This is a genomic window from Sphingopyxis macrogoltabida, assembly GCF_001307295.1.
Taxonomy (GTDB): domain Bacteria; phylum Pseudomonadota; class Alphaproteobacteria; order Sphingomonadales; family Sphingomonadaceae; genus Sphingopyxis; species Sphingopyxis macrogoltabida_B.
The window spans coordinates 65001-88216 of sequence record NZ_CP012700.1 but is presented as its reverse complement, the minus strand read 5'-3'; the positions used below and the strand labels follow the sequence as shown (position 1 = coordinate 88216).

General features: G+C 65.0%; 16 protein-coding genes, 1 tRNA gene and 2 rRNA genes (1 of these 19 only partly in view). 8 read left to right on the top strand and 11 right to left on the bottom strand.

The window, feature by feature from the left end; all coding sequences use genetic code 11:
- Nucleotides 1–395 precede the first annotated feature (395 nt).
- From AN936_RS00425 to AN936_RS00405, 5 genes are all read left to right on the top strand, one after another.
- Complete coding sequence (locus AN936_RS00425) at nt 396–3242, top strand: TonB-dependent receptor (protein ID WP_054586416.1); 2847 nt, start codon at nt 396–398, stop codon at nt 3240–3242.
- Nucleotides 3242–4690, top strand: coding sequence for a purple acid phosphatase family protein (locus AN936_RS00420; RefSeq protein ID WP_234715694.1), 1449 nt, complete (start codon nt 3242–3244; stop codon nt 4688–4690). The genes AN936_RS00425 and AN936_RS00420 overlap by 1 nt, the downstream gene beginning before the upstream one ends.
- A gap of 9 nt (nt 4691–4699) precedes the next feature.
- Nucleotides 4700–5716: a phytase gene (locus AN936_RS00415; protein WP_054586415.1), complete on the top strand. Its 1017-nt coding sequence runs from the start codon at nt 4700–4702 to the stop codon at nt 5714–5716.
- 81 nt (nt 5717–5797) lie between these two features.
- Nucleotides 5798–7390 (top strand): bifunctional phosphoribosylaminoimidazolecarboxamide formyltransferase/IMP cyclohydrolase, encoded by a 1593-nt coding sequence (purH, locus tag AN936_RS00410; RefSeq protein WP_054586414.1) that lies wholly within the window; start codon nt 5798–5800, stop codon nt 7388–7390.
- Between the two features lie 186 nt (nt 7391–7576).
- Nucleotides 7577–8230 carry a YqaA family protein gene (locus AN936_RS00405; RefSeq protein ID WP_054589999.1) on the top strand — a complete coding sequence of 218 codons (654 nt, stop codon included), beginning with the start codon at nt 7577–7579 and terminating at the stop codon, nt 8228–8230.
- 144 nt (nt 8231–8374) lie between these two features.
- Here the strand turns inward: AN936_RS00405 and AN936_RS00400 are convergent, their stop codons facing one another.
- The 4 genes from AN936_RS00400 to AN936_RS00385 all read right to left on the bottom strand — a co-directional run bounded on the left by AN936_RS00400 (nt 8375) and on the right by AN936_RS00385 (nt 13509).
- Nucleotides 8375–8920, bottom strand: a complete 546-nt coding sequence (locus AN936_RS00400; protein ID WP_054586413.1) for a VOC family protein — start codon at nt 8918–8920, stop codon at nt 8375–8377.
- Nucleotides 8917–10008, bottom strand: a complete 1092-nt coding sequence (hppD, locus tag AN936_RS00395) for a 4-hydroxyphenylpyruvate dioxygenase (protein WP_054586412.1) — start codon at nt 10006–10008, stop codon at nt 8917–8919. The genes AN936_RS00400 and hppD overlap by 4 nt, the downstream gene beginning before the upstream one ends.
- 204 nt (nt 10009–10212) lie before the next feature.
- On the bottom strand, nt 10213–12111 hold the full coding sequence (locus AN936_RS00390) for an ABC-F family ATP-binding cassette domain-containing protein (RefSeq protein ID WP_054586411.1): 1899 nt from the start codon (nt 12109–12111) through the stop codon (nt 10213–10215).
- A 57-nt stretch (nt 12112–12168) separates the two neighbouring features.
- The gene (locus AN936_RS00385; protein WP_054586410.1) at nt 12169–13509 is read right to left on the bottom strand and encodes a dicarboxylate/amino acid:cation symporter; all 1341 of its coding nucleotides are present in this window, start codon (nt 13507–13509) and stop codon (nt 12169–12171) included.
- A 152-nt stretch (nt 13510–13661) separates the two neighbouring features.
- Here AN936_RS00385 and AN936_RS00380 point away from each other — a divergent pair, with 152 nt between their 5' ends.
- Both AN936_RS00380 and AN936_RS00375 read left to right on the top strand, forming a co-directional pair.
- Complete coding sequence (locus AN936_RS00380) at nt 13662–14960, top strand: dicarboxylate/amino acid:cation symporter (protein ID WP_201782951.1); 1299 nt, start codon at nt 13662–13664, stop codon at nt 14958–14960.
- A gap of 11 nt (nt 14961–14971) precedes the next feature.
- Nucleotides 14972–15394, top strand: coding sequence for a VOC family protein (locus tag AN936_RS00375; protein ID WP_054586409.1), 423 nt, complete (start codon nt 14972–14974; stop codon nt 15392–15394).
- A gap of 3 nt (nt 15395–15397) precedes the next feature.
- On the opposite strand, the gene AN936_RS00370 is transcribed toward AN936_RS00375, so the two are convergent.
- Genes AN936_RS00370 through AN936_RS00360 form a run of 3 tightly spaced genes read right to left on the bottom strand, consistent with a single transcriptional unit; the run spans nt 15398 to nt 19573 of the window.
- Nucleotides 15398–16957, bottom strand: coding sequence for a DHA2 family efflux MFS transporter permease subunit (locus AN936_RS00370; protein ID WP_054586408.1), 1560 nt, complete (start codon nt 16955–16957; stop codon nt 15398–15400).
- Between the two features lie 7 nt (nt 16958–16964).
- Nucleotides 16965–18137, bottom strand: coding sequence for an HlyD family efflux transporter periplasmic adaptor subunit (locus AN936_RS00365; RefSeq protein ID WP_084758083.1), 1173 nt, complete (start codon nt 18135–18137; stop codon nt 16965–16967).
- On the bottom strand, nt 18134–19573 hold the full coding sequence (locus AN936_RS00360; protein WP_054586406.1) for an efflux transporter outer membrane subunit: 1440 nt from the start codon (nt 19571–19573) through the stop codon (nt 18134–18136). Before AN936_RS00360 ends, AN936_RS00365 begins: the two co-directional genes overlap by 4 nt.
- Before the next feature lie 53 nt (nt 19574–19626).
- Between AN936_RS00360 and AN936_RS00355 the strand changes: the two genes are divergently transcribed.
- Entirely contained in the window at nt 19627–20283 is a 657-nt protein-coding gene (locus tag AN936_RS00355; RefSeq protein WP_234715693.1) for a TetR/AcrR family transcriptional regulator, read from the top strand.
- Between the two features lie 24 nt (nt 20284–20307).
- Here AN936_RS00355 and AN936_RS00350 read toward each other — a convergent pair whose 3' ends face one another.
- From AN936_RS00350 to AN936_RS00335, 4 genes are all read right to left on the bottom strand, one after another.
- Nucleotides 20308–21174, bottom strand: coding sequence for a DMT family transporter (locus tag AN936_RS00350; RefSeq protein WP_234715692.1), 867 nt, complete (start codon nt 21172–21174; stop codon nt 20308–20310).
- A gap of 842 nt (nt 21175–22016) precedes the next feature.
- A tRNA-Met gene (locus AN936_RS00345) sits at nt 22017–22093 on the bottom strand.
- 115 nt (nt 22094–22208) lie between these two features.
- Nucleotides 22209–22323 (bottom strand): 5S ribosomal RNA (gene rrf / locus AN936_RS00340).
- A gap of 117 nt (nt 22324–22440) precedes the next feature.
- Nucleotides 22441–23216 (bottom strand): 23S ribosomal RNA (locus AN936_RS00335) (it continues 2015 nt past the right edge of the window).

Here is a 23216-nt window from a genome sequence, read left to right as displayed (position 1 = left end):
CGAATCATTCGATATAATTATGATATCATATTTATATCGAATTGGCGTGGGGTCAATTGGATTCGGGGCGCGGCGGACATTGGCTTGTTCGTCATCCCGGCGGAGGCCGGGATCTCGCCGGCGCGTCATTCTGATCGGGTGAGATCCCGGCCTTCGCCGGGATGACGGAGATGAGGGGGCCATTATGCCCGGTATCTGCCGCCCCTCGATCCGCGCGAAATTTTCCCGACACCAACTTCCCGCCGATTTCGCCGACTTGGCCGACACCGCTTACCTTCTGTTGCAGTCGTGTGACAGTCGCGTAACACAGCGGTCACAGAGCGCTGTCACTGGCCCCCTCGACTCGCCGGGAGCCGTTAGGCCCCGGCGATTAATCGCACTTCTCGGGGGACATCATGCACCAGCTTTGTACCATTCGTTCGCGCATCCTGCTCGGCACCTGCCTTTCGCTCGCCGCCGCCTTTCCCGCCACCGCCTTTGCTGGCGACCTCACCGGGTCGGTCACCGATGCCAGCGACACGCGCGCGCTGCAGGGGGCGCAGCTGCGCATCGTCGAACTCGGCCGCGTCGCCGAAGCCGACCGCGACGGCAGCTTCCGCTTCGCCGATGTGCCCGCCGGCACCTACACGCTCGAAGCCCGCTATGTCGGCGCCGAACCGCGCACCCAGACGATCGCCGTCCCCGAAAGCGGCAATCTGAGCGTGAAGGTCGTCCTCGGCACCGACGACAGCATCCTCGTCCTCGGCCAGTCGGCGACGCAGGCGAGCGCGCTGTCGCGCCAGAAAGCCGCCGACGGCGTCGAAAGCGTGCTGACCCGCGACGCAGTCGGCCAGTTCCCCGACCAGAATGTCGCCGAATCGCTGCGCCGCCTGCCCGGCATAAACATCCTCAACGATCAGGGCGAGGGCCGCTTCGTCTCGGTCCGCGGCCTCGACCCCGAACTCAACGCGACCTCGGTCAACGGCGTCCGCCTGCCCGCTCCCGAGAGCGATGTCCGCTCGGTCGCGCTCGACGTGATCTCGAGCGACAGCATCGAATCGATCGAGGTCAAGAAGTCGCTGACCCCCGACATGGACGCCGATACGATCGGCGCGTCGATCGAAATCCACACGACCAGCGCCTTCGAGCGCCGCAAGAACCTGCTGACCGCAAAGGTCGAGGGCAGCTATAACGATTATTCGGAAAAGCTGACGCCGAAGGGCAGCATCGATTTCGCGCAGCGCCTGTCGGACAATGTCGGCATTTCGGGCGGCATCTCCTATTACCAGCGCAAATTCGAGACCGACAATGTCGAGGCCGACGGCTGGGACGTGAATGACGACGGCCAGATCACGACCGAAGAGGTCAATTATCGCGACTATGACGTCGAGCGGAAGCGCCTGTCGGCAAACCTGAACTTCGATTTCCGCGTCGGTTCGTCGACCAAGCTCTATGCCCGCGGCATCTACAGCCAGTTCGACGACCAGGAATATCGCCGCGAGACGAGCCTGAAGCTCGAGGATGCCGGCGAGATCACGGGTACCGGCGCCGACCTCGTCTACAGCGACGCCGACGGCGAAATCGGGATCCAGCGCTCGCTCAAGGATCGCTTCGAGCGCCAGCGCATCCGCAGCCTGACGCTGGGCGGCGAGACCGACAGCAACGGCTGGCACGCCAAATATTCGGTGAGCTATGCCAAATCGACCGAGCGCGAGAACGGCTCGATCGACCCCGCCAACTTCGAGCGGACCTTCGAAGACGAAGGCCTCGAACTCGGTCTCGACTTCGCCGATCCGCGCCGGCCGCGCTACACGCTCGGCGGCAGCGCCGGGGCGATCGCCGATTTCGCCGATCCGTCGCAATATGAACTCGACAGCGTGCAGATCACCGGTCTTTCGGCTTCGCGGGACGAAGAATGGGGCGCCCGGTTCGACCTCGGCCGCGAATTCGTGACGGACGGCGGCAGCTTTACCGTCCAGGCGGGCGCCAAGGGCCGCTGGCGCGACAAGAGCTACAATCTCGAAACCCAATATTGGGAAATGGACGACCTGACGATGGCCGACCTCGTCGGCGGCCAGACCTATCGCATCACCGATATCTCGCCGGTGCTCGGCAAGAAGGTCGTGCGCCAGTTCTTCAACGCCAACCGCGACGCCTTCGAACTCAACGAACTCGACTCGCTGTTCGACTCGACCGTCGAGGATTATTCGGTGAGCGAGGACGTCATGGCGGGCTATCTGCTCGGCCGCTGGGACAGCGCGACGCTCCGCGTCATCGGCGGCGTGCGCTACGAGCATACGAAGAACGACATCCGCGCCAACACCGTCACGCTGATCGAAGAGGGCGGCGAACTGCCCGACGGGTCGGAAGCCGAGGACGATACGGTCATCAGCGTGCCGAACCAGTTCAAGCGCAATTACGACCATTGGCTGCCGAGCCTGACCGTCCGTTGGGAGCCGCAGCAGAATCTCGTGCTGCGTGCGGCGGGCTACAAGAGCCTTGTCCGCCCCAAGCTGTCGAAGCTCGCACCGCGCTTCACGATCGAACAGAATGACGACAACGAGCGCGAAGGCGAGTTCGGCAACCCCGACCTCAAGCCCTATGAAGCCTGGAACTTCGACGCCGGGGTCGAATATTATCTCCCGAACAACGGCGCGCTTTCGGCGGGCGTCTTCTACAAGGATGTGAAGAACTTCATCGTCGACACCAACCTCGAGGATGCCGGCACCTATGAAGGCATCGCCTATGACGAGGCGACGATCCCGATCAACGGCGACAGCGCCAAGATCTGGGGCCTCGAACTCAGCTATACGCAGGCGCTGCGCTTCCTGCCCGCGCCGTTCGACGGGCTGCTGGTCAACGCGAATTACACCTACACCGACGCGACCGGCCATGTGCCGATCGACGGCGACATCACCGACCTGCGCAAGATTCGCCTGCCATCGGCCTCGAAACACACGTTCAACGCGGCGCTGGGTTACGAAAAGGGCCCGGTCTCGCTCCGGCTTGCCGGCACCTATCGTTCCAAATATCTTGACGAGCTGGGCGACGACGCACCCGAGGATCGCATCATCGACAATCATTTCCAGCTCGACCTGTCGGCGAAATATGATGTCACCAAGCAGGTGCAGCTGTTTTACGAATGGGTGAATATCAACAATGCCAAATATTATGCCTACAACAATGTCGGCGCCCGGCAGAACCTGCTCCAGTTCGAGCAATATAAATGGACGATGAAGTTCGGGGCGCGGGTCAAATTCTGATGCCGCACCGTATCGCCCTGCCGCTGCTCGCGGCAGGGATGGCGCTCTGGGGCGGGCCCGCGCTTTCCGCCGAACCGGCGGCCGCGCGCTTCCCGATCGTGACGCAGACGGAGGATGGCGCCCCCATCCCCCGCTCTGCCGGCCTTCCCTACGCGCCGAGGAATCTTCCCGACCGCATCGTCCTGACGCCGGGCTCCGACCCTGCGCGCGAGATGGCGGTCGCCTTTCGCACCGACACCGCACAGGCCGAGTCCCAGGCCCAGATCGCGGTCTCGGTCGACGGGCCGACGCTCGAGGAAAAGGCCAGGCTGGTCAGCGGCAAGGCGATGCCTGTCGACAGCAGCTATGGCCGCGCCCTCTATCACCATATCCGTTTCACCGATCTCACCCCCGACACCGTCTATACCTATCGCGTCAAGGGCGCCGCCGGGTGGAGCGAATGGTATCAGTTCCGCACCGCGGCCGACGACGCCAAGGGCTTCCGCTTCCTCTATCTCGGCGACATCCAGAACGGCATCCTCACCTATGCCAGCCGCGTCATCCGCCAAGCGTTCCACGCCAATGGCGATATCCGCCTCGTCGTTCACGCCGGCGACCTTGTCGCGCAGCGCGACGACCTCGACCACGACGACGAATGGGGCGAGTGGAATCAGGCCGGCGGCTATAATTATGCGATCGTTCCGCAGGTGCCGGCGACGGGCAATCACGAATATGTCGACGACGTGCAGCCCGACGGCAGCGAGGTCTACCGGCTCGGCCCCTATTGGCCCGCACAGTTCGCGCTGCCCGCGAACGGCGCCGATCCGGTAAAGGCCACGACCTACTACACCGATTATCAGGGCGTCCGCTTCATCGTCCTCGACGGCACCGCCGCGATCAACCTCGGGTCGATGGAGGCACAGACGCGCTGGCTCGACAAGACGCTGGCGTCGAGCAAGGCGAACTGGAACGTCGTGCTGTTCCACCAGCCCGTCTTCACCTGCGCGCGGCCGAACGACACGGCAGAGATCAAGGCGGCGTGGAAGCCGGTGTTCGACAAGCGCAAGGTCGATCTGGTGCTGCAGGGCCACGACCATTGCTACAGCCGCCTGACGTCGGAAGCCGGCCGCGAGGCAAGCGCCAAGGCGCGCGCCGACGGCACGGTCCAGGGCCCGGTCTATCTGGTGTCGGTGACCGGGTCCAAAATGTACGCGCTCAACGACCGTATGCCGTGGCAGCCGGACAAGGTCGCCGAGGCAACCGAACTCTACCAGATCGTCGACGTCGACCCGAAGAAGCTCCGTTTCCGTACCTTCACGGCGTCGGGCAAGCTTTACGACGGCTTCGACCTCGAACGGACCGGGGATGGCAACCGGCTCATCGAGATCGACGAACCGACGCTTGCCGCGCGGCGCTGTTCGAGCGATGTCGGTCCCGATGGCGGCGCCTGCGTCGCACGGGCAAAATAGGGAAAGATCATGCGCCGGATTCCGAGGCCGTTCCTCCTGTCGACCTTCGCGCTCGCCCTGACGGGTTGTGCGGCCGACGGAGCAAAGCCGGTGATCGCCGGCCTGCCGCCGGTGCCGGTGGCCGCGAGCGGCGAAACCGATCCTGTCGGAACGGGGAAGGCCGACGCCGCCGACGACCCGGCAATCTGGGTCGATCCGGCCAATCCGGCGCGCGCGCTGATCATCGCGACCGACAAGAAGGCGGGCATCCACATCTATGACCTCGCCGGCAAGGACATCGCCTTCGTCGAGGGCGGACTGGTCAACAATGTCGATGTCGTGGGTAACATCGTCGCCGCGAGCGACCGCAACGACGGCGTCAACGCGCATATCGCGCTGTTTCGGCTCGATCCCGACAAGCCCTCACTGACCGCGCTCGGCCGCGCCGCCGCGGGGACGGGCGAGGCCTATGGCTTCTGCTTCAGGAAAACGGCACCGGGCGAGCCGCTCACCGCGGCGCTGATCCTGAAGGACGGCACAGTCCGCGTCGGCCCGCTGACACTTTCCGACGACGCCGCGCCGCGTTTCGAGGTCGATTGGGAAGCGAAGGTGCCGACGCAGGCCGAAGGCTGCGTCTTCGATGGCGACACGCTGTATGTGGGCGAGGAAGACGCCGGGATCTGGAAGCTGCGGCGCGACTATGCCGGGCTCGTCGCGCGCGTCGACAACGAACGGCTCGTCGCCGACGTCGAGGGGCTGGCGACGATCGACCATAAGGGGCAGCACTATCTGATCGCATCGAGCCAGGGCGACAACGCCTATGCGGTCTTCCGCCTGCCCGCGATGGATTATGTCGGGCGTTTCGCGATCGCTGCCGGGACATATGGCGCGACCAGCGAGACCGACGGGATCGAAGCCGTCGCGGGCCATTTCGGCGCGGAGTATCCGGACGGCCTGTTCCTCGCGCAGGACGGCGATAACGCGCCCGCCGCGCAGAACTTCAAACTGGTTCGCTGGGACCGCATCGCGGCGGCGCTGGGGCTTTAAAAACCGTCCCGCGGGGTTGCGATACGGGCAGCGCACGCCTAGGGGAGCCGCGTCTTTCCCGTCAGCCGAGGCGCCTCCCAAATGACCGACCTGATTCCCGTCCGCCGCGCATTGCTGTCCGTCAGCGACAAGGCGGGGCTCGCCGAGCTTGCCGCGGCGCTCGTCCGTCACGGCGTCGAGCTGGTGTCGACCGGCGGCACCGCGAAGGCGCTGCGCGAGGCGGGGCACAATGTCCTCGACGTGTCGGACCTCACCGGCTTCCCCGAAATGATGGACGGCCGCGTCAAGACGCTGCACCCGACGGTCCACGGCGGCATTCTCGCCGTCCGCGACGACGCGTCGCATGTCGCGTCGATGGAAGAGCATGGCATCGGCAGCATCGATCTGGTGGTCGTCAACCTCTACCCGTTCCTCCAGACCGTGATGAGCGGTGCCGACCGCGATACGATCATCGAGAATATCGACATCGGCGGTCCCGCGATGGTGCGCTCGTCGGCGAAGAACCACGCCTTCGTCGGCATCGTGACCGAGCCCGAGGATTATGCCGCCGTCATCGCCGAGATGGACGCCAATGGCGGCGCGACCACGCTGGCGCTGCGCAAACGGCTCGCCGCGACCGCCTTTGCGCACACCGCGACCTATGACGGGATGATCGCGAGCTGGTTCGCCTTTGCCGATCAGGGCAAGCTGTTCCCTGACACGCTGCCGCTGACCGCCAAGCTGTCGACCGAACTGCGTTATGGCGAGAATCCGCATCAGAAGGCGGCGCTCTACCTTCCCGCCGGTCCTGCCGCGCGCGGCATCGCACAGGCCGAACAGGTGCAAGGCAAGGAGCTCAGCTACAATAATATCAACGACGCCGACGCCGCGCTCGAACTCGTCGCCGAGTTCCGCGAGGCCGATCCGACCTGCGTCATCGTCAAACACGCCAACCCGTGCGGCGTCGCGAGCGCCGCGACAATCGCCGAGGCCTATGACGCAGCGCTGAAATGCGACGATGTCTCGGCGTTCGGCGGCATCATCGCGGTCAACCGGCCGCTCGACGGCGCGACCGCCGAACTGATCAGCGGCATCTTCACCGAAGTCGTTTGCGCGCCCGACGCCGACGCCGATGCGCGCGCGGTGTTCGCGAAGAAGAAGAACCTCCGCCTGCTGCTCACCGGCGAACTGCCCGATCCGGCACGCGGCGGACTGATGATGAAAACGATCGCCGGCGGCTGGCTCGCGCAGAGCCGCGACAATGGCCGCATCACGCGCGCCGACCTGCAAGTCGTCACCGACCGCGCGCCGACCGAGGAAGAGCTGACCGACGCGCTGTTCGCCTGGACGATCGCCAAGCACGTCAAATCGAACGCGATCGTCTATGCCAAGGGCGGTGCGACCGCGGGCATCGGCGCCGGCCAGATGAACCGCCGCGACAGCGCGCGCATCGCCGCCGTCAAGGCGCGCGAAGCGGCCGAATCGCATGGCTGGGCCGAGCCGCGCACCGTCGGCAGCGCGGTCGCGAGCGACGCCTTCTTCCCCTTTGCCGATGGCCTGCTCGCCGCGGTCGAGGCGGGCGCGACCTGTGTGATCCAGCCGGGCGGCTCGATCCGCGACGACGAGGTGATTGCGGCCGCGAACGCGGCGGGGCTGGCAATGGTGTTCACGGGGATGCGGCATTTCCGACACTGACAAATGGTGATCCCCGGCGAAAGCCGGGGCCCATATGCCTCACGTTCCCATAGGCCCCGGCTTTCGCCGGGGATCACGAAACCGTTGCGATGTCTCGACTTCGCTCCACACCGACGGCATAGAAGCGCCGGGTCATCCTGACCTGGAACAAGGACCAGCATGACCGAAATCGTCCGCAAGCCGTCGATCATCCAGCGGCTCTATAACTGGACTATGGAGAAGTCGGCGCACCCGCAGGCCGAGTTCTGGCTGGCGCTGGTGTCCTTCGTCGAGGCGAGCTTCTTTCCGATCCCGCCGCATCCGCTGCTCGGGCTGATGTGCCTCGCCAACCCGAAAAAGGCGGTGCGTTATGCGATCATCTGCACGCTCGCGTCGGTCGCGGGCGGCATCTTCGGCTATGGAATCGGCTTCTTCCTCTATGAGAGCGTCGGGCTGTGGCTGCTCGGGGTACTCGGGCTGACCGATGCCTTTCCGCCGGCCGCCTGCTATCTGCGGCAGTATGGCGCCGAGATCATCCTGATCAAGGGCGCGACGCCGATCCCGTTCAAGCTGCTGACGATCACCGCCGGCTTCATCCACATGAATTTCTGGACCTTCCTGTGGGCGAGCCTCGCCAGCCGGGCCTTTTCCTTCATGCTCGTCGGTATATTGTTCCGGCTGTTCGGGGCGCCAATCAAGGCGTTCATCGACAAATATCTGATCTGGGTCACCGGCGCGTTTGTCGTCGCCGTCGTCGCGGGCTTCCTTGCCATCAGTGCGCTGTCGGGCGACAAGGGCGAGAAAAAGGCCGACAAATGCAGCGGCGCGACGCTGGAGAGCATCGGGCTGGACCGGAAGTAGCAGGTAAAACGCTGCCCATTCCTCGTCATCCCGGACTTGATCCGGGATCCATTGGCGCGACGCCGGGATCATGGACCCCGGATCAAGTCCGGGGTGACGAAGAAAGAGAAGTGGCCTTCTCTGCAGGTTCTACCTCTGCAGGTTCTACTCGTTCGCCGCCGTGTGCAGCCAGTCGGCGTGCCGCGGCGCCTTCTTGGTCCGGCTCCATTCCTCGAGCATCAGCGGCGCGACGCGCTTCAGCTCGGCATATTGCTCGTCGGTGCCGATGTCGCAGGCGAGTTCGACGCGGTGGCCGTTGGGGTCGAAGAAATAGATCGACTTGAAGATGCCGTGATGCGTCGGCCCGAGCACGTCGATGCCGTTCGCCTCCAGATGCGCTTTCGCCTGGACCAGCTCGTCATAGCTGCCGACCTTGAACGCCAGATGCTGGACCCACTGCGGCGTATTTTCGTCGCGGCCCATGTCGGGCTGGTTGGGCAGCTCGAAAAAGGCAAGGATGTTGCCGTTCCCCGCGTCGAGGAAGACGTGCATATAGGGATCATATTCGCCGGTCGACGGCACATGATCCTCGGCAAAGGCGGTTGTGTAGGTCATGCCGAGCATGCGCTCGTACCACTCGACCGTCGCCTTCGCGTCCTTGCAGCGATAGGCGGCGTGGTGGACGCCGCCCAGTTTGATCGGGCTCGTCATTCGGCCGGTTCCGCTTCGACATTGAGTGCGCCGCGGCGAATCTGATCCATTTCGAGCGATTTGAACAGTGCGGTGAAATTGCCCTCGCCGAAGCCCTCGTCCTTCTTGCGCTGGATGAACTCGAAGAAGACGGGACCGATCACCGTCTGCCCGAAGATCTGGAGCAGCAGGCGCGGGTCGCCCTCGGTCGTCGATCCGTCGAGCAGGATGCCGCGCGACTGGAGCTCCTCGACCGGCTCGCCATGGCCGGGCAGACGATCGGCGAGCATCTCGTAATAGGTCGCCGGCGGCGACGGCGCGAACGGGTTGCCGAGCGCCTTGAGCTGGTCCCACGACGCGTAGAGATCGTCGCAACTGAACGCGATATGCTGGATACCCTCGCCATTATAGGCGCGCAGATATTCCTCGATCTGGCCGCCGCCGCCCGCGCCCTCTTCGTTCAGCGGAATGCGGATCTTGCCGTCGGGGGCGGTCATCGCCTTCGAGGTCAGGCCGGTATATTCGCCCTTGATGTCGAAATAGCGGATTTCGCGAAAGCCGGCGATCCGCTCATAGAACGCCGCCCAATGCGCCATGCGGCCGCCATAGACATTGTGCGTCAGGTGATCGATGACCTTGAGCCCGGCGCCCACCGGGTTCCGATCGACACCCTCTGCATAGACGAAATCGATGTCGTAGATGCTGAGGTCGTCGCCATACCGGTCGATCAGATAGATGATCGAACCGCCGATGCCGCGGATCGCGGGAAGCTGCAATTCCATCGGGCCCGCCTTGACCTCGACTGGCTCGGCGCCGCGCGCAAGCGCTTCCGCATAGGCCTTAGCGGCATCGCGCACGCGCCAGCCCATGCCGCACGCCGAGGGACCGTGTTCGGCGGCGAAATAGGCGGCGGGCGAGCGGGGCTCGTAATTGGCGATCAGGTTGATCCCGCCCTGGCGCCACAGCTCGACATCCTTCGAGCGGTGGCGCGCAATGCGGGTGAAGCCCATCCGTTCGAATACGGGTTCGAGCATGCCCTTCTCGGGCGCCGAAAATTCGACGAATTCAAAGCCGTCGAGGCCCAGCGGATTTTCGAAGAGGTCGGCCATGATCGCATTCCCATATAGTTTCAATTGAAACTAGTATGATGGATTGCGGCGCGGGAGTCAATGCGCGACCAAGCAGCATGAACGTCGCCCCCGCGAAGGCGGGGGACGCTGGCGGTTTGCACAGTCATGGAGAGAAAGGCCGACGGCGGCTGCGTCCAGAGGCACGTGACTCTGGTCGCCCTTCGCGGGGGCGACGGGGAAAGATTAGGCGGCCGCTTCCTCGATCGCCTCGAGCGCTTCCATCCACGCCGCCTCGACGCGCTCCAGTTCCGCCGCGACCTTGCCGCGGCGCTGGACGAGGTCGCCCATCGTCAGCTTTGCGAGCGCCGGATCGGCGCTGGCGGGATCGAACATCGCGCGGTCGATCGCCGACATCTGCTTGGTCAGCTTTTCGGCCTGCGCTTCGAGATCCTTCGCCGACTTGCGGAGCACCGCCTGCGCCTCGCGCGCCTTGGCGGCTTCCTGCCGCGCCAGCTTGGCGTCTTTCGACTTTGCCGGGCCGCCCTTCGCATCGTCGTTCGCGGCCGAGCCTTTGCCCATTCCCTGGCCGAGGATGAAGGCGACATAATCGTCCATGCTGCCGTCGAAATCGCGCGCGGTGCCGTTATCGACGAGCACCAGCCGGTCGGCGGTGAGTTCGAGCATGTGGCGATCGTGGCTGACGATCAGCACCGCGCCGTCGAAGCCATTGAGCGCCTGCACCAGCGCCTCGCGCGCGTCGACGTCGAGGTGGTTGGTCGGTTCGTCGAGGATCAGGAGGTGCGGCGCCTCGCGCGTGATCAGCGCAAGCGCCAGCCGCGCGCGTTCGCCGCCCGACAGCTTGCCGACCTCGGTCGTCGCCTTGTTGCCGGTGAAGCCGAAGCGCCCCAATTGCGCCCGCACCGCACCCGGTGTCTTGCCCGCCATTACCCGCGTCATATGGCCAAGCGGCGTGTCGCTGCCATCGAGCTCCTCGACCTGATATTGGGTGAAATAGCCGACGCGCATCTTGCCCGACGCCGCCATCGCGCCGTCCATCGGCGCGAGCTGCGCCGCGAGCAGCCGCGCGAGCGTCGTCTTGCCATTGCCGTTGCGGCCAAGCAGCGCGATGCGGTCGTCGGGATCGATGCGCAGGTTGAGCCGGGTCAGGATCGGCGCGCCCGGCGCATAGCCCACGCTCGCGAGGTCGAGGGTGATCAGCGGCGGCTTCAGCTCGTCGGGGCTCGGGAAATCGAAGGCAAGGCTCGGGTCTTCGGCGATCGCGGCGATCGGCTGCATCTTCGCCAATTGCTTGGCGCGCGACTGGGCCTGCTTCGCGGTCGAGGCGCGCGCGCTGTTGCGCGCGACATAATCCTGCAGCTTGGCGCGCTGCGCATCCTGCGCCGCCTTCGCCGCGGCGAGCTGCGCAAGGCGCTCGGCACGCTGGCGCTCGAAATCATTATAGCCGCCGGCATAGAGCGTCACCTTCCCGCCCTCGAGGTGCAGAATATGGTCGACGACATTGTTGAGCAGGTCGCGCTCGTGGCTGATCACGACGAGCTGGCCGGGATAGGCCTTGAGGAAGCTTTCGAGCCACATCGTCGCTTCGAGGTCGAGGTGGTTCGACGGTTCGTCGAGCAACAGCAGATCGGGGTTGGAGAAGAGCAGCGCCGCCAGCGCGACGCGCATCTTCCAGCCGCCCGAGAAGCTGTCGAGCGGCTGGCCCTGCATCGCCTCGTCGAAACCGAGCCCGATCAGGATGCGCGCCGCGCGCGCGGGCGCCGTATAGGCATCGATCGCGATCAGCCGCTCATGGATATCGCCGAGCCGGTCGGGGTCGGTCACCGTCTCCGATGCCGCAAGCAGTTCCGCCCGCTCGGTGTCGGCGGCGAGCACGGTGTCGAACGGCGTCGCGGTGCCGCTGGGCGCTTCCTGCGCGATATAACCGACGCGCGTCTTGCGCGGCATTTCGATGCCGCCATCGTCGGCTTCGAGCTGGCCGATCATAACCTTCATCAAGGTCGATTTGCCCGCGCCGTTGCGGCCGATGAGCCCGACGCGGCTCTTCGGCGGCAGACTCGCGGTCGCGCGGTCGAGGATGGTGCGCCCGCCAAGGCGCACGGTGAGGCCGTTGATCGTCAGCATGGCGCGGGCCCCTAGCACGACATGGCGCGAAGCCCAAGTGCCGCCGCCCCCTTCGCGTCAATCGGTGTCGGTCTCGATCGGCCGCGCCGCAAGCCCCGGCGCAGGATCGCCATAAAGCGCGCGCCGGAACGCGTCGCCATCGAGCGCCTTTTCCCACTTGGCAACGACGATCGCCGCCAGCGCATTGCCGACGAAATTGGTAAGCGCGCGGCATTCGCTCATGAAACGGTCGATGCCGAGGATCAGCGCGAGGCCCGCGACCGGGACCGACGGCACCACCGACAAGGTCGCGGCAAGCGTGATGAAGCCTGCCCCGGTGACCCCGGCCGCGCCCTTCGAGCTCACCATCGCAACAAGCAGCAGCGCGATCTGGTCGCCCAGCGACAGGTCGACATTGGTCGCCTGTGCAACGAACAGCGCGGCAAGCGTCATATAGATGTTGGTGCCGTCGAGGTTGAAGCTGTAGCCGGTCGGCACGACCATGCCGACGACGGGCTTGGCGCAGCCCGCGCGTTCGAGCTTTTCCATCAGGCTCGGCAGCGCCGCTTCGGAAGAAGAGGTGCCGAGCACGAGCAGCAATTCGGCCTTGAGATATGCGATCAGGCGAAAGATCGAAAAGCCCGCGAGCCGCGCCATCGCACCGAGGACGACGATCACGAAGAACAGCGAGGTCAGGTAAAAGGTCGCGATCAGCGCCCCCAGGTTGGCGAGCGATTCGACGCCATATTTGCCGATCGTGAAAGCCATCGCGCCGAACGCCCCGATCGGCGCGAAGCGCATCAGCATCGCGACGAGGCGGAAGAAAACGACCGACAGCTTTTCGAGCATCCCGAGCACCTGCGCGCCCGCTTCCCCGGTGTGCGACAGCGCGATGCCGAACAGGATCGCGACGAACAGCGCCTGCAGGATCGATCCCGAAGTCAGCGCGGAGACGAAGGTCGTCGGGATGATCGACAGGAGGAAACCGGTCAGCGTCGCCTCATGTGCCTTCTCCTGATATTCGGCGACCGCACCGGCATCGAGCGTCGCCGGGTCGATATTCATTCCCGCCCCGGGCTGCACCAGATTGGCGACGATCAACCCGACGATCAGCGCAAGCGTCGAAAAGAAGAGGAAATAGGCGAAGGTCTTCACCGTCAGCCGGCCGAGGGTCTTGGCTTCGCCGACCGAGGCGATGCCCGTCGCGACGGTCAGGAAGATCACCGGCGCGATGATCATCTTGACGAGATTGATGAACCCGTCGCCGAGCGGTTTGAAGGCGACGCCCACATCGGGGAAATAATGGCCGAGCAGCACGCCGGCGAAAATCGCGGTCAGCACCTGCACATAAAGATGCGACCACCACGGCCCGCGCGGCACGGCATCGCGCGGAGTGCCCAAATTCGTTACAGCCGCCATCGATATCCCCCGTTCGGCACGGCAAAGCCACCGCGCCGGATCAGCCTTTTAGCCAAGAAGCGGGCGTCCGGAAATCTCCATCGAAGCATCGGCCCGGCCACAAATTGGACATTGTGATCGCACCAGCTACTATACGGCATGGGATCGACCGCATGACCGATACCTCGCCGCCCGCGGCCGCGACGGATGCCGGCAAGCCCGGCCCGCTGGGCCGCTGGTTCGGCATCGCGCTGTGGAAGCGGATCATGGCGGCGCTCGTCCTCGGCGCCATCGTCGGCCTGCTGTGGGGCGAAGGCGCAACGTCGATCGCGTGGATCGGCGAGTTGTTCGTGCGGCTGATCCGCATGCTCGTCGTCCCGCTCGTCTTCCTGACCATTGCATCGGGGGTCGCGGCGCTCGCCGACCCGAAACGGCTCGGCAGCATCGGGATCAAGACGCTGGCGATGTATGTGTTCACGACCTCGCTCGCGGTCACCACCGGGCTGGTCGTCGCGACGCTGATCGCACCGGGCGCCGGAGCAAGCTTTGCCGGCGCGGTGCCGAAGGCGCTGACCGAGCCGCAGGATCCGGCGCGGATGTTCATCGAGATCGTGCCCGACAATCCGATCGGCGCGATGGCGAATGGTGCGACGCTGTCGATCATCTTTTTCGCTATCGTCGTCGGCGCCGGTGTCATCGCGGCGGGCAAGGAGGCCGAACCGGTGCGCCGCCTGCTCGCCAGCGGCACTGCGGTGATGCTGCGCATCGTCGGTTTCGTGATGGAGACCGCGCCGTTCGGCGTTTTTGCGCTGATCGCGGTGATGATGGGGACGACCGGCCCGTCGAGCTTCCTCGCCATCTTCAAGCTCGCGCTCTGCGTGCTGACCGGCGCCACGATCGTCACGCTGGTGATCCATGGCGGCATCGTCATCCGCTTGCTCGCCCGGTTGCCGCCGCTCCCCTTCTTCCGCGGCATCGCCGACGCGATCATGGTCGGTTTTTCGACCTCGTCGAGTTCGGCGGCGCTGCCCGTCGCGATCCGCGTCGCCGAGCGCAACCTCGGCGTGTCGCCGCCGGTCGCCTCGACCGTGCTGCCGCTCGGCGCCACCATCGGCATGGACGGCGCCGCCATGTATGTCGCGATGCTGACGCTGTTTTCGGCGCAGGCCTTCGGCCTCGACCTCAGCCTCGCCGATTATCTGGTGATCGCGGGTACGACGACGATCGTCGCGATGGGGGTCGCGCCGGTGCCGTCGGGGTCGCTGTTCGTCCTCGCGGCGGTGCTCCACGCGATCGGCATCACGCCCGAACAGACCGCGCTCGTCGTCGGCTTCATCCTGCCCTTCGACCGCATCCTCGACATGATCCGCACCGTGCCCAACGTCACCTGCGACCTGTCGATCGCAACGGCAGTCGCACGCTGGGAAACGGAAATCGACGTCGACGAATATCTTTCCGCAAAGGATGTGTAGAACCCCCGTCGATGACCGACCTCGCCCCCTTCCATATCGCCTTCCCGGTCCACGACCTCGCCGCCGCGCGCCATTTCTACGGCACCGTCCTCGGCTGCCCCGAGGGGCGCAGCAGTGCCGAATGGATCGATTTCAACCTCTATGGCCACCAGATCGTCGCGCATCATGTTGCGGCGCCGGCATCGGTCGCCGGGCATAATCCTGTCGACGGCCATGACGTTCCCGTCCCGCATTTCGGCGTCGTCCTGCCGCCCGCCGAATGGCAGGCGCTGGCGGAGCGGCTGCGCGCGCACGGCGTCGCGTTCGTCATCGAACCGCACACGCGCTTCGCCGGCGAGGCGGGCGAGCAGTCGACGATGTTCTTCCACGATCCATCGGGCAATGCGCTGGAGTTCAAGGCCTTCGCCGACCTCGGACAATTGTTTGCGAAATAGGGCTCAGTGGCCGCCGCCGCCCATCGAAATCTGTTTCGGCCGTGGCGCGAACCACACCGATATCGCAGCGATCACGAACACCACGCCCGAGGCGAGAAACAGGTGGAGCACGCCGAGCGTCGAGGCCTGCACCTCGACCAGCCGCTCGATCGCGGCGCGCGCCTGTTCGAGCGTGAAGCCGGCATTCTGCAACGAGGTCATCGTCGCTTCGGGGTTGTTGAGCGCGGAGACGAGCTCGGAGCGCGAGGTGCGGCTGGCGTCGTCCCATGCTGTCGTCGCGATCGCCGTGCCGATCGCGCCGCAAAGCGTGCGCAGGAAGCTCATCAGGCCGGCCGCCGACGTCTGGTGCTGTGCCGGGACCGAGCTCAATGCGAGCGCGGTCAGCCCGACGAAGAAGAAAGGCATGCCGATCCCCTGCAAGATATGCGGCAAGGCGAGCGTCCAGTAACCGACGTCGGCGTTCCAGCTGGCGCGCAGGATCGACATCAACGCCATCCAGAGGATGCCCGCCGAGATGGTAAGGCGCACATCGACCTTCGTGATCAGGCCGGCGGCGACGGGGGATAGCAGTACGGCGAAGACGCCGAGCCAGGCGACGATGAACCCCGTCTGCGTCGCGGTATAGCCCGCAACCTGCTGAAGCCATAAAGGCGTCAGCACGACCTGCGCAAAAAAGGCCCCGAAGCCCAGCGATATCGCCATCGTCGCGAAGCTGAAGCCGCGAAAGCGGAAGATGCGCAGGTTCACGACCGGATTGGCGTCGGTCAGCTCCCAGATGACAAAGGCCGCGAAGCTGATCGCCGCGACGATTGCGAGCCCGACGATCCACGTCGACCCGAACCAGTCATGCTCGCGCCCCGTGTCGAGCATGATCTGAAAGGCGCCGACCGAGACGACGAGCAGGATCAGCCCGATCACATCGATGCGCGCCTTTTCGCGCTTCGTCTCGAACGGCGTCAGCAGGCTGAAGACGCCGAAGGCGCAGATGGCGACGACGGGCAGGTTGATGAAGAAGATCCACGGCCAGGTCCAGTTGTCGCTGATCGTGCCGCCCAGGATCGGACCGAGGATCGGCGCCGTGGTGGTCGTCATCGCCCAGATCGCAAGGCCGAGCCCCGCCTTTTCCTTCGGAAAGATACGCAGCAGCAATATCTGCGACAACGGCATCAGCGGACCGCCGGCGAGCCCCTGGAGAACACGGAAGAGCACGAGTGCATCGAGCGTGCGCGACACGCCGCAGAGGAAAGAGAAGATGCCAAAACCGATGATCGAGATCATGAACCAGCGGACGGTGCCGAAGCGCATCGCGAGCCAGCCGGTGAGCGGCACGCTGATCGCGTCGGCGACCGCGTAGCTGGTGATCACCCACGTCCCCTGCGTCGGCGACACGGCCAGCCCGCCGGCGATGTGCGGGACCGAAACATTGGCGATCGTTGTGTCGAGCACGACGACGAAATTGGCGAGCGCCAGCGCGAACGCCGCAGCGATCAGCCGCATGCCGCTCAGCGGTTGCGGCTCGGCTGGGACGCTCGCGACGGTTGCAGGGGCGGCGGCGCTGGCCATGACCGGCTCAGTTTCCGCGCGTGTCGATCGTCGCTTCCATCGACAGGCCGACGCGAAGCGGATGTGCCTTCAGTTCCTTGGCATCGAGCGCGATGCGCACCGGCAGCCGCTGCACCACCTTCACCCAATTGCCCGTCGCATTCTGCGCGGGAATCAGCGAGAAGGCCGCACCGGTGCCGCCGGCGATGCCGGTCACCTTGCCGCGATAGACGACATCGCCGCCATAATAGTCGGAGACGAGTTCGACCGGCTGGCCGATGCGGATGCGCCTGAACTGGCTTTCCTTGAAATTGGCGTCGACATAGGCGGTGGCGATCGGAACGATGACCATGATCGGCGCGCCCGCCGCGATCCGCTGCCCCACCTGCACCTGGCGGTTCGTGACGATGCCGTCGACGGGCGCGCGGATCACCGTGCGCGCGAGGTCGAGCCGCGCCTTTTCGAGCCGCGCCTCCGCCGCCGCGACGTCGGGGGCGGTCTCGATCGTCGTCCCGCGCACCACCGCCTCGGCCGCGCCGAGGTCACCGCTGGCCGAGCCGCGCGTCGCCTCGGCCGACGCAATGCCCGCGGCGGCAAGGTCGCGCGCCGCCTGCGCCTGCGTCAGTGCGGCGCGTGCAGCGGTCAATTCCTCACCCGACACGGCGCCGGTCCCGGCGATGCTGCTCCGCCGTGCATATTCGGCCTGCGCCCGCGCAACCGACGCATCGGCATCGCGGAGCCGCGCCCGCGCCTGCGCAATTTCGGCGCCGCGGGCGCTGACCCGTGCCCGCGCGGCATCGGCGGTCGCGCTCGCCTGCCCGTAACGCTGGCGCGCCTGACGCAGCGCCGCTTCGGCATCGGCGACCGCGATCCGCTGGTCGGCATCGTCGAGGATGACGAGGATATCGCCCTTCTTCACCGACTGGGTACCGCTGACGCGCACGTCCCTGACCGGCCCCGAAACGAGCGCGGTCACCGTCGCCGAATCGGCACCTACATAGGCGTTGTCGGTCGACACGCGGCCCGCCTGCGTCAGGAAATACCAGATTCCCCATAGGGCGGCGATCGTGATCACCACGATGGCGAGGATGCGCAGCAGCTTCTTGCGCTTCGCCAAGCGTTCGCCGTTCGCTTCGGCGCTGTCGGGAGCGTCTTGGGGAGTCGGGGATGCGGCCGCAGCCGTGTCTTCGGCCATCGTCATTCTCCTGTGGGGGTTTGGGCGCGATATCCGCCGCCAAGCGCGCGGATCAGGGCGATGTCGAGCGTCCGCTGCCGCGCCTCGAGGTCGGCGACCGAACGGCTGAGCGCCACCATGCTGTCTTCGGCGGTCAGTTGCGCAAGCTGGTTCGACAGACCGGCGCGATAGCGCAGCCCGGCAAGGTTCGCCGCCTCCGACGCCGCACGGAGCGCCTCGCGGCGGTCGGCAAGCTGGCGCGCCGTCGCCGCGCGGCTGGCGACGATATCGGCGACGTCGCGCAGCGCCGCAACGAGCGTGCCGTCATAGCTCGCCACCGCGATGTCATAATCGGCGCGCGCACCGCGATAACGGCCCTGCAAACGTCCGCTGTCGAAGATCGGCAGGCTGATCGCGGCGCCGCCATTGCCATATTTCGACCCGCCATCGAAGAGATTCGACAGCCCGAGCGACTGGAAACCGACCAGCGCCGAAAGGCTGATATTGGGATAGAAGTCGGCGCGCGCGACGTCGATGCGCTTTGCCGCCGCTTCGGTGCGCAGTCGCGCCGCGACGATATCGGGGCGGCGGCCGATGAGGTCGATGCCCGCCGCGGGGGGCAAAGCGCCGGCGGGTACGGCAAGCTGTGGGCGCGCGATGGCCTGCCCGCGATCGGGACCGGCGCCGACCAGCGCGGCGAGCCGGTTGCGGGTCAGCGCGATCGCTTCCTCGAGCGCGACGATATCGCCGCGCGCGGCGGCCGCGCGGCTTTCGGCCTGCCGCTGGCTCGCCATATTGTCGAGCCCGGCGCGGGTCCGGTCGGCCGACAGTCCGGCGCTCGCGCCGCGGATACGCAGCGCTTCCTGCGCCACGTCAAGCGCTTCATAATAGCCGGCAAGATCGGCGTAAGCCGACGCAATGCCGGTCGTCAGCAGCAACCGCGCCTGCGCCGCATCGACACGCGCCGCTTCGGCCTCGGAGGTCGCCGCCGCCAACGCCGCGCGATTGCGGCCCCACAGATCGAGGTCGAAGGAAAAGGTCGCGGCGACATGGCCGGTGTCCTGGATTCCTTCGGGCACGAATTGCGGCGGGATGCCCATGGTCTTGCTTTGCTGAACCCCGCCCGCACTCGCTTCGGCGCCGACGCGCGGGCCGAGCGCGGCCCCCGCCTGCTGCGCCAAGGCATCGGCAGCGCGGACGCGCGCGGCGGCAACCGCGATGTCGGGCGAAGCTTTCAGTCCCTCGTCGATCAGGCGGCCGAGACCAGGGTCGCCGAAACCCTGCCACCAGCCTTCGACCGGCCAGGCGCCACTCGCTTCCGCGAAACTCGCCGACGAGGCAAGCGATTCGGCCGCCGCCGGAGCGGGTCTGGGGCCAAGGTCGGGAGCGCTCGCGCAGGCGGAAAGCAGCCCGAAAACCGCGACGCCCAAAAATGTGGTGGGGGAGAGAAGGCGATAAGGCATGGCGTCCAACGATACTAGCTGGTATCATGCGCCAATGGACCTCGGAGGATGCGTTGTCAATCGAAATGATACCAGATGGTACGGCTGTTCTGGACGATGCCGCAACGCTGCGGCGCAAGGCATTTGTCGACGCGGCGCGCGAGCTCTTCTTCGCCAATGGCTATGCCGGCACGACGATGTCGTCGATCGCGAGCAAGGTAGGCGGGTCGAAGACGACACTCTGGACCTATTTTCCCTCGAAGGAGGATCTGTTCGCCGCGGTCGTCGATGACATTGTCGCGCAATATGGCGACGCGCTCGCGATCGATTTGCCGCTCGACGAGCCGGTGCGCGACGTCCTCCGCGCCTTCGGCAATGTGCTGATGACCAAGCTGACGGCGACGCCGCTGCTGTCGCTCTATCGCCTCGTCATCGGCGAAGCGGAGCGTTTTCCTCACCTTTCCGAGACGTTTTATTCCCGCGGGCCGCGCCGCGGCAAGGCGCGCGCCGCGATCTGGGTCGCGGAAAAAATGGCGCGCGGCGAGATCCGGATGGGCGATCCGATGCGCGCGGTGAACCAGTTCGCCGGACTGTGCCAGTCGGGCCTCTATCAATTCGCGGTGCTCGGCCTGCGCGAAGGCCGTGACCTCGGGCGGCTGCACGAGGACATCGATGCGGCAGTCGATACCTTTTATCGCGCCTGGTGTCCGATCGGAAACGAAACGCCTTAGCCGAAACGGCGCCGCATCGTTCGCTCAGTCCGGAACATTGCTGGCCTTCGTTGCTTCGGGAACCGGGCCGTCGACCTTCGCGGTCCGCAGCGCCACGATCCCGACGCCGACGATCGCGATAAAACCGCCGAGCATCATCAGCGGCGTGACCGGGGTGCCGAACCACGCCGCAGCCGCCGCGACCGAAACGACCGGCGTCGGGATTGTGAAGGGCACGATCACCGACACGTCGTGCCGCTGCAGCAGCCAGGCCATCGCGCCATGCCCGAGGATCGTCGAAACGATCGCGGCATAGGCGACCCAGCCGAACGCCGAGAGCGGCAGGTCGGGGATTGCCGCAAAACCCGCCGGATCGCCGATCAGCGTTGCCGGAACCATCGCGAGGCTGCCCATCGCGCCGACCCAGGCGGTGATCGTCAGCACCGGCACGCCTTTCAACCCGCGCTGGATCAACGCGCCGAACGCCCAGATCAGGCTGGCGAGCGCCGTGACCAATATGCCGTAGATTTCCTTGCCCGCCTCGGGATCGAAGACGAGCAACGCGACGCCCGACAGGGCGAGTATGATGCCCATGATCCGCCGCCAGTGAATCCGCTCTTTCAGGATCAGCACCGCGAGGATCAACGAAAAGGGGACGCCGAGCTGGCCGGCGATCGCGAGCGCGCCGACATTGTCGGCCACCGCGAGCGACCAGCTCACCGCAAGATAGAAGCAGGCCCCCGACAATAGCCCGAAGCCGGTCAGGGCGAGCATCCGCCCGGGGACGATGCGCAGAAACGGCAGGCAGACGATCAGTACGATCAACTGGCGCAGCATCGCCGAGGGCAGCGCCCCCGCTTCTCCGACGATGATCTTCATCGCGATGATGTTGAAACCCCATGCGAAAATCATCGCAACGGCGACGGCTGTATCCAGCGGCCCAAGGGGGGATCGCAAGCGTTTCATGCCGCGCGCATAGCGTGCGAAACAAGGGACGTCATGGTCTAGATGCTGGAAACTGGGCGAGCGCGCCCGCACCGGCCACAAAAAAACCCGCCGTCCCTTGCGGGCGGCGGGTTCTTGTTGGTTGCGGGAGCGGGAGTTGGACGATTTAGTACAATTCTGCGCTTCGCTGCCTAGTCTCTCGCACGACCGAAATGGGGTGGGAAGCTGACGTTTGAGCAAACTCAGGCCCTCCCCTTCAGGGGAGGGCAGCGAGACTTGGCAGCTTGCTGCCTAGTCGCAGTGGGTGGGGTCGATCGGCCTTGCGCGAGGCCGATGGCCCCCACCCCAACCCCTCCCCTGAAGGGGAGGGGCTTGATGTCCGCAACCGACCGATTGCGGACGTTCCGTGATTGTGTAGGATCACGAGATGGCCGAGTATCCATCATATCAATCCGTTCCCTCGGCAATGCCCGAACGCGGACTGTTCGCACTTTGGATTTTATCGTCTTTAATCTCGATCGGAATTTTCGGCGTGTTGGCAATCCGGCATCCGGATGCGATAGCGAATGTTATTGAGGGGGCAGCAGCCGTGCTAATTTTCTGCTCACTTTTCGGTGTCGCAGGGTTTTTCTCGCGTTGGAAACGCCTCAGGCTGCATGCAAGGCGGCAGAGTCTTCTCCGTTCGCTATCGCAACTTCCCTAACGTCCGCTCCCCACCCCATATCGGACGTTCCCGACAGCGACTGAGACAGTCAAAGTCTCAAGGCAACAAAAAGCCCGCTAACTCGTTGAGAAAGCGGGCTAAATTGTGGTTGCGGGAGTAGGATTTGAACCTACGACCTTCAGGTTATGAGCCTGACGAGCTACCGGGCTGCTCCATCCCGCGTCAACCAGTTCGCGGCGCCGTTCTCCGGGGCCGCCAAAACAGCAAGAGGCCGGCATCGCTGCCGGCCTCTAACTTTGTGAATGGGTTTCCGTTTCGACCTTACGTCGGCTGCAATGCCTGGCGACGTCCTACTCTTCCAACGCTTAAGCGGTAGTACCATCGGCGCTGTCAGGTTTCACGGCCGAGTTCGAGATGGGATCGGGTGGGTCACTGACGCCATGGTCACCAAGCAATGAAGCCGGCGTAGGGTCAAACAGGGTTTCAATCGATATCCGTGCAATACTGTCTGATCAATCATCCGCTACAAGCGAACAAACCGGTCAGGCTTGTCGTTGATGGCGGGACTCTTAAGTGCGAATAGAGCAATTAGTATCGGTTAGCTCCACGCGTTACCGCGCTTCTACATCCGATCTATCAACGTGGTGGTCTTCCACGGCTCTAAGAAATCTTATCTTGAGGGAGGCTTCCCGCTTAGATGCTTTCAGCGGTTATCCCGTCCATACATAGCTACCCTGCTGCGCGGCTGGCGCCACGACAGGTACACCAGAGGTATGTTCAACCCGGTCCTCTCGTACTAGGGTCAACTCCTCTCAAATTTCGACGCCCACGGCAGATAGGGACCAAACTGTCTCACGACGTTCTGAACCCAGCTCACGTACCACTTTAATTGGCGAACAGCCAAACCCTTGGGACCTGCTCCAGCCCCAGGATGTGATGAGCCGACATCGAGGTGCCAAACGATTCCGTCGATATGAGCTCTTGGGAATCATCAGCCTGTTATCCCCGGCGTACCTTTTATCCGTTGAGCGATGGCCCTTCCACTCGGGACCACCGGATCACTATGACCGACTTTCGTCTCTGCTCGACTCGTCAGTCTCGCAGTCAGGCAGGCTTATGCCATTGCACTCTAACAGACGGTTTCCAACCGTCCTGAGCCTACCATCGCGCGCCTCCGTTACTCTTTAGGAGGCGACCGCCCCAGTCAAACTACCCGCCACAGAGGGTCCCTGATCCAGTTTCATGGATCGAGGTTAGACATCAGAAAACAACAGGGTGGTATTTCACCTATGGCTCCACACCGGCTGGCGCCAGTGCTTCAAAGCCTCCCACCTATGCTACACAG